The organism is Streptomyces sp. NPDC002309 (assembly GCF_053593375.1).
In genome coordinates this window covers 76432-87921 of record NZ_JBSFCI010000023.1, presented here as the reverse complement: position 1 = coordinate 87921, position 11490 = coordinate 76432, and the positions used below count along the sequence as shown (strand labels likewise).

Here is an 11490-nt window from a genome sequence, read left to right as displayed (position 1 = left end):
GGGTCGTGCGGGAACCTCTCGCGCGGCCCCGCCGTTTTCCGGGCGTACGTTTTCTCGGTTCCCGGACATGATGTCCGATCGAGGGGCTACGGTATGCACCCACAAGGTGACATGCAGCAACGCCGGGAGAAACCTTGAGCGTTCCGTACGAGACGGCAGCGTACGAACCACCCGATTCACCCGAGTCTCCGGAGGAGCATCTGGAGCGGCTGCTCGGACGCGCCCTGAACTCGTTCGAGCTGCCCGACGAGACGATCGGGCGGCTCGACAGCGCCTTGGCGCACGACAGTTCGCTGCACTCCGCGCACCACGGCGCGGGACTGCACCAGGAGACGTACCGGCACACCTGGCTGCTCGCCGACGGCTCGGCGCTCACTCTCTGGGAGCTCGTCCACAACACCACGCCGGGCGGAGTCCCGCAGCACGAGGTGTACGTCGACCATGACGAGTTGTGCGCCGCGGGTGCCCGGCTCCCGCTGCCCACGGAGACACCGGACTTCGAGCTGCGGGTGCCGGAGGACCTGTCGTCGATCCCCGCACCGCGGCACGCGTACGTGCCGGACGACTCGGCGGATCACGCGCGCCGGCTGCTGCGCCGGGCGGAGAACCCGGACCGCCCGGACGCGGAGGCGGCCGAACTGCTCGCCACGGCGTGCGCGCACCAGATCACGCAGGCCTTCGGGCGGCCCTGCCGGGCGGGACGCGTCGGGCTGGGCTTCGCGCTCTACGAGCACGCGTTCCTGCTGTGCGACGGGCAGGAGGTCTCCGTGTGGGAGGTGGAGCACACGGCCACGCCGGACGGCCGGCACATGTGCGAGGTCTACACGACGGAGGACGCGGCGCGCGAAGCCATGGAGCGCCGGGCCGCGCAGTTGTCCTGAGGGGCGCGCCCGGACGCGGGCCAGTGGGCGCGCGTGCCTGTGGAGCACGTGGGCCTGTGGAGCGCGCCGGCGGGAGGACGCCCCGCGGAACGCCGTGCGCCCTGAGGCCGCCCTGCGGAACGCCGCCCCGGTTCCGGCCCGTGGAACGCCGGCCGGAGGCAGGCCGGTGCAGCGCTGCTCTGACGCCGGCCCGTGGAACGCCAGCGGGAGGCACGCCTGTGGCACGGCACCTCGATTCCGGCCCGAGGAGCACCGGCCGGAGACACGCCTATGGAGCGCTGCTCTGACGCCGGCCCGTGGAGCACCAGCCCGAAAGCACGCCCGTGGCGCGGCGCCGCGACGCCGCCGTCCTGCGGGGCGCCGGCCGGAAACCGGCCGCGACGGCCTCATCGACCGACAGACAGCACGGCCCGGGACCTGAAGCGGTCCCGGGCCGTGCTGTCTCCGCGTGTCCCGCGGCCGCCTCGGCGGCTACGCGGCCGCCACCGGCTGCTTGGCCTCCGCCGGCACCGCCACAGGCTCGTTCTCCCGGGCCCCGGCGACCGGCTTGCGCAGGCCCTTGAGGATGATGACCAGGCCCGCCGTGACCGCCGTGCCGGCAGCGATGGCCAGCAGGTACAGCAGCGGCTTGCCGATCAGGAACGTGACCCAGATGCCGCCGTGCGGGGCGCGCAGGGTCGAGCCGAACGACATGGCCAGGGCGCCGGTGACCGCGCCGCCCGCCATGGCGGAGGGGATGACGCGCAGCGGGTCGGCCGCCGCGAACGGGATCGCGCCCTCGGAGATGAACGAGGCACCGAGCACCCAGGCGGCCTTGCCGTTCTCGCGTTCGGCGTCGGTGAACAGCTTCCGGCGGACGGTGGTGGCGAGGGCCAGGCCCAGCGGCGGGACCATGCCCGCGGCCATCACCGCGGCCATGATCTTCATCGCGGAGTCGCTGGGGGCCGCGACGGAGATGCCCGCGGTCGCGAAGGTGTAGGCCACCTTGTTCACCGGACCGCCGAGGTCGAAGCACATCATCAGGCCGAGCAGCACGCCGAGGAGGACGGCGTTGGCGCCGGACAGGCCGTTCAGCCAGTCGGTGAGCGCCTTCTGGGCCTCCGCGATGGGCTTGCCGATGACCACGAACATCAGGAACCCGACGACCGCCGAGGAGATCAGCGGGATCACCACCACGGGCATGATCCCTCGCAGCGGCGCCGGGATGTTGACGCGCTGGATGGCCAGGACCACCCCACCGGCGAGGAGACCGGCGACCAGACCGCCGAGGAAGCCCGCGCCGATGGTCAGGGAGATCGCACCGCCGACGAAGCCGGGCACGAGTCCGGGACGGTCGGCCATGCCGTAGGCGATGTAGCCGGCGAGGACCGGGACGAGGAAGCCGAAGGCCGCGGCGCCGATCTGGAACAGCAGGGCGCCCCAGCTGTCGATCTGGCCCCAGTCGAAGTGCTCGGTGACCGACTTGGCCTCGTTGATCTGGTAGCCGCCGATCGCGAAGCCGAGGGCGATGAGCAGACCGCCGGCGGCGACGAACGGAACCATGTAGCTCACACCGGACATCAGCCACTTGCGCAGCTTGGTTCCGTAGCCCTCGCCGGGCTCACCGGCGCGCTCCACGGGGGTGGCGCCGGGCCGGGCGGCCCCACTGACCTCACCGCGCTCCGCCTTGCCGCGCACCTCGGTGATCAGCTCGGCGGCGCGGTTGATACCCGCCTTGACCCCGACGTCGACGGTGGGCTTGCCCGCGAAGCGGTCCTTCTCGCGTACGGGCAGGTCATGGGCGAAGATCACGCCGTCCGCCGCCGCGATGACCGCCGGGTCGAGCCGGGTGAAGCCGGCCGAGCCCTGCGTCTCGACGACGATCTCGACCCCGCCCGCGCGGCCCGCGATCTCCAGCGACTCGGCCGCCATGTAGGTGTGGGCGATACCGGTGGGGCAGGAGGTGACGGCGACGACGCGGAAGGGGCGCTCCTCGGCCGAACCGCCGGAGCCGACACCCTCACCGGAGGTCCCGTGCGGGAGGGAGGTCCCGTGCGAGACGGAGGTGCCCCCGGAGCCCGTGACGGCGGCGGTGCCGGTGCCCGTGGTGTCACCCGTGGCGGCGTCGCGAGAGGCCGCTCCCGACGCCGCCACGGAGTTCTCGGAGTCCACGGAGTCCATGGAGTCCACGGAGGCAGCGGTCGCCGGAGTCTCGTCCCCCCGGATCAGTGCCGCCGCGGCCGACGGATCCCCGACCGCCCGCAGCGCGTCGGTGAACTCGGCGTTCATCAACTGCCGTGCCAGCGCCGACAGGATCGTCAGGTGGGCGTCGTCGGCACCGGCGGGCGCGGCGATCAGGAAGACCAGGTCGGCGGGACCGTCCGCGGCACCGAAGTCGATCCCGGCGGCGCTGCGCCCGAAGGCGAGCGTCGGCTCGGTGACGTGCTCGCTGCGGCAGTGCGGGATGCCGATGCCGCCGTCGAGGCCGGTCGGCATCTGTGCCTCACGGGCGGCCACGTCGGCGAGGAAACCGTCCAGGTCGGTCACCCGGCCCAGGGCCACCATGCGCTCGGCGAGGGCACGGGCCGCCGCTTCCTTGGTGTCGGCGGACAGGTCGAGATCGACCAGGTCCGCGGTGATCATGTCGCTCATCGCGGGCTCCTTCGCACGCGTATCGCCCGTGAGGTGCGGTGGGCGGGGGTCAGGACGGGGAGGGGGAACAGTGCGGGGGTGGTGGCGGAGGCGGGACCGGGGAAGCTCCGCCTCCGCGCGACGGCAGGACGGCTCAGGGTGCCCTGCCGGCCGACGGCCGCGGCGAGTAACGGGGAACCCCGCCTCGCACGGGCCGATTCCACGGGCGCCGGGCCGAACGCCGTACGCGCGCTCATGACACCGGCTCCTTCAGCTCGAGGTCGACCGGCACGTCCGAGGTGACCGTCACCGCCGCCGGGTCCAGGTCGCCCGGGGCCGGCATCACGCTGCCGGGCAGCTGCACGGCCGCCGCGCCGTGCGCCACGGCGGAGGCGAGGGCTTCCGGGCCGCGGCCGCCGGCGATCAGGAAGCCGGCGAGCGAGGCGTCGCCCGCGCCCACGTTGGAGCGCACCACGTCCACGCGGGCGCTGCCGAACCAGATGCCGGCGTCGTCCACCAGCAACTGGCCGTCGGCGCCGAGGCTCGCCAGCACGGCGCGCGCGCCCCGCTCGCGCAGCTCCTCGGCCGCCTTCACCGCGTCACCGACGGTCGCCAGCGGCCGTCCGACGGCCTCCGCGAGCTCCTCGGCGTTCGGCTTCACCACGTCGGGCCGCTCCCGCAGCGCCTCCAGCAGGGCGCGTCCCGAGGTGTCGAGCGCGATCCGGGCGCCCCCGGCGTGCGCGCGGGCGACCAGCTCGGCGTACCAGGAGGGCGCGAGGCCGCGCGGCAGGCTTCCGCAGCAGGCGATCCAGTCGGCGTCGCGGGCCTGGGCGCGGACCGTTGTGAAAAGCAGTTCCCGCTCCCGCTCCGACAGCTCGGGTCCGGGAGCGTTGATCTTGGTGAGGACGCCGTCCGCCTCCGCGAGGGCGATGTTCGAACGCGTGGCACCCGCGACCGGGACCGGCGCGACCTCGATGCCCTGCGCGTCGAGGAGTTCGGCGACGACCGCACCCGGGGCGCCGCCCAAGGGCAGTACCGCCACCGTGCGCCGGCCCGCGGCGGCGACGGCCCGTGAGACGTTCACGCCCTTGCCGCCGGGGTCCACGCGCTCGACGGTGGCGCGGACGACCTCGCCACGCTCCAGGGCGGGGACCTCGTAGGTGCGGTCGAGGGAAGGGTTGGGGGTGACGGTGAGGATCATGCGCGCACCACTTCCGTGCCGCCGCGCTCGATGGCGGTGGCGTCCTCGGGGCTGAGCTCGTCGTCGGTGATCAGCAGGTCCACGTCGCCCAGGTCGCCGAAGCGGGCGAAGTGCTCCTGGCCGTGCTTGGAGGAGTCGGCGAGCAGCACCACGCGGCGGGCGGCGGCGAGGGCCGCGCGCTTGACGGCGGCCTCGGCGAGGTCGGGGGTGGTCAGGCCGTGCTCGGCGGAGAAGCCGTTGGCCGCCACGAAGGAGACGTCGGCCCGGATCTCGCCGTACGCCCGCAGCGCCCAGGCGTCCACGGCGGCACGGGTGCGGTGCCGGACGCGTCCGCCGACGAGGTGGAGCTGGATGCCGGGGTGGTCGGCGAGACGGGCGGCGATCGGCAGGCTGTGGGTGACGACGGTGAGCGACGCGTCCAGCGGAATGGCCGCGGCGAGGCGGGCCGTCGTCGTGCCGGCGTCGAGGATCATCGTGCCCTCGGTGGGCAGTTCGGCGAGGGCCGCCCTGGCGATGCGGTCCTTCTCGTCGGCGGACGTCGACTCGCGCTCGGCGAGATCCGGCTCGAAGTCGAGGCGGCCGACGGGGATGGCGCCGCCGTGCACCCGGCGCAGGAGGCCGGCGCGGTCGAGGGCCTTCAGGTCACGGCGGATGGTCTCGGCCGTGACCTGGAACTCCTCGGCCAGCGACACGACGTCCACCCGGCCGCCGTCGCGGGCGATCCGGAGGATCTCCTGTTGCCGCTCCGGTGCGTACATGCCCGTTCGCCTCCAACCCATGCCCGAACGTGTGGTTTCAGGCGAAGACTACGCCCCGGATAGCGGGAAAGTAAACACGTGCGGGCCTCGATCGGGCATGAACGGACTTACGGGCGCGCGTTCCGCGGCACGGCACGGCACAGCACGACGCAGCACGGAGGCCGGCCGAGCGTGAACGGACTCACACCAGGTCGGCATTAGGTCAGATCGTGTCCTAGTTGTGCGCCATCCTCGGACTCATGACGACGGACACTCCCGCTCGGCTCCTCCAGTTGCTCTCCCTCCTCCAGACGCCCCGCGAATGGCCCGGCAGTGAGCTCGCCGACCGGCTCGGGGTCTCGCGGCGCACGGTGCGGCGGGACGTCGACCGGCTGCGGGAGCTGGGCTATCCCGTGCGGGCGTCCAAGGGCGCGGACGGCGGCTACCGGCTCGTCGCGGGCAAGGCCATGCCACCTCTCGTCCTCGACGACGAGGAGGCGGTGGCGATCGCCGTGGGCCTGCGGGCCGGGGCGGGGCACGCGCTGGAGGGCGTCGACGAGGCGTCCGTGCGGGCGCTGGCCAAACTGGAGCAGGTGCTGCCGACCCGGCTACGGCACCGGGTGGCGACCTTGCAGACCGCCACCACGGCCCTGACCAGCGGTGACGGCCCCTCGATCGCACCGGAGACGCTGATCGTGATGGCGTCCGCGGTGGCCGGCCGGGAGCGCCTGCGGTTCGCGTACCGGGCCGGGGACGGCACCGAGTCGCGTCGCCTGGCGGAGCCGTACCGGCTCGTGTCGACCGGGCTGCGCTGGTATCTGGTCGCCTACGACCTCGGGCGCGAGGACTGGCGCACCTTCCGCGTCGACCGGGTGAGCGAGCCCTTCGCGACCGGCGCGCGGTTCACCCCGCGGGAGCTGCCCACGGGGAGTGCGGCGGAGTACCTGCGGCAGTCGATCCGACGGCGCCAGGAGACGTACGAGGTCACCGTCACGTTCGACGCGCCCGCCGAGGTCGTCGCGGCCCGGTTGCGGGGGTGGCTCGGCGCGCCCGAAGCGCTGGACGAGTCCCGGTGCCGGCTGCGGGGCGGCACGGCGGACCCGCTGGAGTGGGTGGCGGCGCGCCTGGCGATGGTGGGGTGCGAGTTCACCGTGCGTGAGCCCGCCGCGCTCGTGGAGCACGTGCGGGAACTGGGGGGCCGGCTGAGCCGGGCAGCAGCCGGGTAGGAGAGCCGCGCCGACCGCCTCGCACCCGCCGGCAGCCCCGCAGCGGTACGCCCCTGACGCCCACCGGAAGCCCCGCGGTACGCCACTGACGTCCACGTAGCGCCCGGCGACGTCGCCCTCACCCGCGGTCACCGAGGACGCCGCAACACCTCCCCGTGCACACGCGCCGAAAACCCCGCAACACCGCCCCACGCCCGCCGAAGTCGCCCCGCAGGGCGCCCACTCACGCCCACCCCGACCCACTCACGCCCGCTCACGCCCACGGAAAATCCCGTAGCGCCCCCAGGTTTCGCAGTGCCAGCGACGCCGGCCCCTCGGGGCCCGTCGGGGAAGCGTCCCCGGACGCCCAGGTCTCCATCGCCACCCGGACGGCCGCGCTCGCGACCGCCGCGGTGAAGCGCAGTTCCGGTGACACCCGTGAGGCAACGTTGTCGTCACCCTCGGCGATCTCCGCCGGGTCGTCCCCGCCGGCTCCGGGCACCCGCTCCGCCAACGCCGCCGCCATCGCGTCCTCGGAGGCCCGGCACACCTCGGCCCACACCCTCCGCAACGCCGGGTTCGCCTCGGCCATCCGGATCAGGGTGCGCACCCAGTCCCACGACGCCGCCGACACCCCCGCGCCCGGCGTCAGCGTGTGCCGCACGGCGTGCTTCAGGGCCTCCGGGTGGGACAGCCCGGCGGGGGCCCGGCGTACCGCCTCCACCCAGCGCTGGGCGCCGGCCGCGTAGAGGGGGGCGACGGACTCCTCCTTGGAGGCGAAGTAGCGGTAGAAAGTGCGCGGCGCGATCCCCGCCGCCCGGGCGATGTCCTCGGCACGCGTGGCCCGCAGTCCGTGCCGCGCGAAGAGCTCCGCCGCCGTCCGGGCGATCTCCAACCGAGTCTCCGCCTTGCGCCGTTCGGTCAGGGAGGAGGACGGCGCCGACGCCCGGGAGTGCTCTGCTGGGGTGGTCCTGCTCACGTCGGCAGGCTATGCCCATGTGACACAATCTGCCATCCTGGCGGGCCACCCCGTGGTTCAGGTACGGGGTGCCCCGCCGCTCAGACACGCCCCCGACCGGCCGGACAGCCGCACGCGCGAACCGGAGACCGCAGCCGCCGAACCGGAGACCGCCCACAGCCGAACCGGAGACCGTACTCCGCGAACCGGATACCGCGCGGCCGAACCGAAGACCGCACTCTGCGAACCGGATACCGCGCGGCCGAACCGAAGACCGCCCACCACCGGCCCGAAGGCCCCCACAACCGGCCCGAAGACCGCCCCCCCCGGTAGCCGCGCACGACAGAAGAGAGCCGGGCCCCGACGCCCGGGGGAAGGCGCCGAAGCCCGGCTCAGGGAGGTCCCGGCGCCGGGGGGAGTGCGTCGGGACGTGGTTCTCGGTGGGGCGTGGGGCAGTTGCCGTTCACGGGCGCTGCCGTGCGGGGGACCGTGGAGGCCGCCGACGCCCGGGGGTCTCACCCTCGGGCCCGAACTCCCGCGCCCTGAAGTCTTGTTCCCGGGACGGGGTTTTTTGAAGCGGCGTTACACAGCCATGTTCGCGCGGACCTTCACGCCCCCGCGTACGCCCCCGCGACGTTCTCCGCGCGGCACGTCGGCCAGGTCTCCCGGCCTTCACGCCGCCGCGTCGAAGCCGGTCTGACGTGCCAGCTTCTTCAGTTCCAGAAGCGCGTGCTTCTCGATCTGGCGGATGCGCTCGCGCGTCAGCCCATGCTCCTTGCCGACCTCGGTGAGGGTCCGCTCCCGGCCGTCCTCGATGCCGTACCGCATCTTGATGATGGACGCCGTGCGCTGGTCGAGGCGGCCGATCAGGTCGTCCAGCTCCTCGCTGCGCAGCAGGGTCATCACGGACTGCTCCGGGCTGACCGCCGACGTGTCCTCCAGCAGGTCGCCGAACTGGGTCTCGCCCTCGTCGTCCACCGCCATGTTCAGCGAGACGGGGTCACGCGCCCAGTCCAGGACGTCCGTGACGCGCTCCGGCGTGGATCCGAGCTCCCCGGCGATCTCGGCGGGCTCGGGCTCGCGGCCGTGATCGCGGTTGAACTCGCGCTGGATGCGCCGGATCCGGCCCAGCTCCTCCACCAGGTGGACGGGGAGCCGGATGGTGCGCGACTGGTCCGCTATGGAGCGGGTGATCGCCTGACGGATCCACCAGGTGGCGTACGTCGAGAACTTGAAGCCCTTGCGGTAGTCGAACTTCTCGACGGCGCGCACCAGGCCCGCGTTGCCCTCCTGGACCAGGTCCAGCAGGGGCAGACCGCTGCGCGGGTAGCGACGGGCGACCGCGACGACCAGACGGAGGTTGGACCGGATGAAGACGTCCTTGGCCCGCTCGCCCGCGGCGACCAGTGCCTCCAGCTCCTCGCGGGTGGCGTCGGCCTTCGACTCCTCGCACCCGTCGAGCACCTGCCGCGCGAACACACCCGCCTCGATGGTCTGGGACAGCTCGACCTCCTTGGCGGCGTCGAGCAGTGGTGTACGCGCTATCTCGTCCAGATACATACCGACCAGATCGCGGTCCGCGATCTCGCCGCCATGGGCGCGAACACTGCGTGCCGCGTCGACGGTCTCGCCGGAGGCGGACGGGCGACGGGCGACGGCACGGGTTGCCATGCGTGCTCCCTTGAGATGGTGAGGTCAGCGGGTGGTCCTTCGTATGCTCGACACCCTGCCGGTCAGTCCTCGGGTGCCCTGCATCCGATGGAAACAACGACTGGAATCAGGACAGAATTCCCAACCCGCCCCTCGATTTTTCTGATCATGCAGTACCCTGTCCGGCCACATGAGGAGGCGCGGTGCCACCGGAGCGCACAGAGGTGCAGGTCAGACCGGGAGTCGAGGGTGACCTCGCGGCCCTCACCGACCTCTACAACCACTACGTACGTGAGACGCCCATCACATTCGACACGACGATCTTCACTCCGGAGGAGCGCCGACCCTGGTTGCTCTCCCACCCGGCAGACGGGCCGCACCGCCTGATGGTTGCCACGGACGCGGCCACACAGGAAATCCTGGGATACGCCACGTCCAGTCCTTATCGAGCCAAGCCCGCCTACGGCACCTCCGTGGAGGTCACGGTCTACGTCGCCCCGCACGCCGCCGGCCGCGGCGTCGGCACGCTGCTGTACGGGGCCCTCTTCGAGGCCCTGTCCGGCGAGGACCTGCATCGCGCCTACGCCGGCATCGCGCAGCCGAACGTGGCTTCCACACGACTGCACGAGCGCTTCGGCTTCCGGCACGTCGGCACCTACCGCGAGGTCGGCCGCAAGTTCGGCCGCTACTGGGACGTCGCCTGGTACGAGAAGCCCCTGTAGCGACAGCCGCGACGACGGCCGTGACGACGGCGACGGCGACGGCTCAGCCGAACTGCACCGACCGTTTCGCCAGTCCCCTCCAGAACCCGTCGATCACGGACTTCTGTTCCCCGAGCTCCCCCACCGCGTCCGCCGCGCCCATCGTCACGAACAGCGGGGCGAAGTGCTCGGTGCGCGGGTGGGCGAGCCGCCCGGCCGGGGAGGAGTGGGTGAAGTCGAGCAGCGCGTCGACGTCACCGGCCTCCAGCGCCTCCCGGCCCCACGCGTCGAACTCGGCCGACCAGCCCGGCACTCCCCCGCCGGTGTGGCGCAGCGCGGCAAGGTTGTGGGTGAAGAAGCCGGAGCCGACGATGAGCACGCCCTCGTCGCGCAGCGGGGCGAGCCGCCGGCCGATCTCCATCAGCCGCACCGGGTCGAGGGTCGGCAGGGAGACCTGGAGAACGGGGAGGTCGGCCTCGGGGTACATCTCGACCAGCGGGACGTACGCGCCGTGGTCCAGGCCCCGGTCCGGCACGTCCTGCACGGGCATGCCGGGCGCGCGCAGCAGTTTGCGTACGGACTCGGCGAGTTCGGGGGCGCCCGGCGCCTCGTAGCGGACCTGGTAGTAGTGCTCGGGGAAGCCCCAGAAGTCGTAGACCAAGGGGAGGGTACGGGTCGCTCCGAGGGCCAGCGGGGCCTCCTCCCAGTGGGCGGAGACGATGAGGACCGCGCGCGGACGGGGCAGTCCGGCGGACCACGCGGCGAGCTCGTCCGGCCATACCGGGTCGTCCGCGAGCGGGGGTGCGCCGTGACTGAGATACAGGGCGGGCAGGCGTTCCTGAGCGGCGGCGGTCATGACGGCGGCTCCCTCCGACTGGACTTGACGAATATACTTGAACTCTCAATCTCTCCGCAGAGCCAGACCCTACCGAGTATTTGTTTAAGTTTCAAGGAGAGTCTCGTACAGTGGGCCCCATGAAGACGGCATCCACTTCCGCACCCGCGTCCGCGCCCGGAGACGAGCCGAACTGGCTCTCCGACGAGGAGCAGTTCGTGTGGCGCTCGTACATCGAGGCCGCCACGCTCCTGGAGGACCACCTCGACCGCCAGCTCCAGCGCGACGCCGGCATGCCGCACATCTACTACGGCCTGCTCGTCAAGCTCGCCGAGTCCCCGCAGCACCGGCTGCGGATGACCGAGCTGGCGATGTCCGCGAAGATCACCCGCTCACGTCTGTCGCACGCCGTCGCCCGGCTGGAGAAGAACGGCTGGGTCCGCCGCGAGGACTGCCCCGCCGACAAGAGGGGCCAGTTCGCGGTGCTCACCGAGGGGGGCATGGACGTGCTGAAGCGCTCGGCACCGGGCCATGTGGCCGCCGTGCGGCAGTCGCTGTTCGAGCGGCTCACCCCGGAACAGCAGAAGTCCCTCGGCGAGATCATGCGGATCGTCGCCGAGGGACTTCAGCCCAGCGAGGCCGGGGCGGACCTGCCCTGGCTTCGCTGAGGTCGTACGGATCGCCCGAAGAGTCCATCCCGAGGGGTACGACG

At 72.7% G+C, this 11490-nt stretch carries 10 protein-coding genes; 4 read left to right on the top strand and 6 right to left on the bottom strand.

Translation table 11 applies throughout. From position 1 onward, the window contains the following. The first annotated feature begins 134 nt into the window (after window positions 1-134). On the top strand, window positions 135-881 hold the full coding sequence (locus ACWCPM_RS20450; protein ID WP_450977623.1) for a DUF6227 family protein: 747 nt from the start codon (window positions 135-137) through the stop codon (window positions 879-881). Window positions 882-1352: 471 nt separating this feature from the next. Here ACWCPM_RS20450 and ACWCPM_RS20445 read toward each other — a convergent pair whose 3' ends face one another. The 3 genes from ACWCPM_RS20445 to ACWCPM_RS20435 all read right to left on the bottom strand — a co-directional run bounded on the left by ACWCPM_RS20445 (window position 1353) and on the right by ACWCPM_RS20435 (window position 5450). Beyond that, a complete protein-coding gene (locus tag ACWCPM_RS20445; protein ID WP_450977622.1) occupies window positions 1353-3512 on the bottom strand; it encodes a PTS fructose transporter subunit IIABC in 2160 nt (719 codons plus the stop codon). Window positions 3513-3744: 232 nt separating this feature from the next. Next, entirely contained in the window at window positions 3745-4692 is a 948-nt protein-coding gene (gene pfkB / locus ACWCPM_RS20440) for a 1-phosphofructokinase (RefSeq protein ID WP_450977621.1), read from the bottom strand. Continuing rightward, the gene (locus ACWCPM_RS20435) at window positions 4689-5450 is read right to left on the bottom strand and encodes a DeoR/GlpR family DNA-binding transcription regulator (protein WP_450977620.1); all 762 of its coding nucleotides are present in this window, start codon (window positions 5448-5450) and stop codon (window positions 4689-4691) included. The genes pfkB and ACWCPM_RS20435 overlap by 4 nt, the downstream gene beginning before the upstream one ends. A gap of 239 nt (window positions 5451-5689) precedes the next feature. On the opposite strand from ACWCPM_RS20435, the gene ACWCPM_RS20430 reads away from it, so the two are divergent. Further along, window positions 5690-6655, top strand: coding sequence for a helix-turn-helix transcriptional regulator (locus ACWCPM_RS20430; RefSeq protein WP_450977619.1), 966 nt, complete (start codon window positions 5690-5692; stop codon window positions 6653-6655). Window positions 6656-6908: 253 nt separating this feature from the next. On the opposite strand, the gene ACWCPM_RS20425 is transcribed toward ACWCPM_RS20430, so the two are convergent. Continuing rightward, window positions 6909-7613, bottom strand: coding sequence for a TetR/AcrR family transcriptional regulator (locus ACWCPM_RS20425; RefSeq protein ID WP_450977618.1), 705 nt, complete (start codon window positions 7611-7613; stop codon window positions 6909-6911). Window positions 7614-8264: 651 nt separating this feature from the next. Beyond that, window positions 8265-9263, bottom strand: coding sequence for a sigma-70 family RNA polymerase sigma factor (locus ACWCPM_RS20420; protein WP_450977617.1), 999 nt, complete (start codon window positions 9261-9263; stop codon window positions 8265-8267). Between the two features lie 182 nt (window positions 9264-9445). Here ACWCPM_RS20420 and ACWCPM_RS20415 point away from each other — a divergent pair, with 182 nt between their 5' ends. Further along, window positions 9446-9964: an N-acetyltransferase family protein gene (locus ACWCPM_RS20415; RefSeq protein WP_450977616.1), complete on the top strand. Its 519-nt coding sequence runs from the start codon at window positions 9446-9448 to the stop codon at window positions 9962-9964. Between the two features lie 43 nt (window positions 9965-10007). Here the strand turns inward: ACWCPM_RS20415 and ACWCPM_RS20410 are convergent, their stop codons facing one another. Then, on the bottom strand, window positions 10008-10799 hold the full coding sequence (locus ACWCPM_RS20410; RefSeq protein WP_450977615.1) for a dioxygenase family protein: 792 nt from the start codon (window positions 10797-10799) through the stop codon (window positions 10008-10010). A gap of 119 nt (window positions 10800-10918) precedes the next feature. Between ACWCPM_RS20410 and ACWCPM_RS20405 the strand changes: the two genes are divergently transcribed. Then, the gene (locus ACWCPM_RS20405) at window positions 10919-11446 is read left to right on the top strand and encodes a MarR family winged helix-turn-helix transcriptional regulator (RefSeq protein WP_450977614.1); all 528 of its coding nucleotides are present in this window, start codon (window positions 10919-10921) and stop codon (window positions 11444-11446) included. Window positions 11447-11490: the final 44 nt, after the last annotated feature.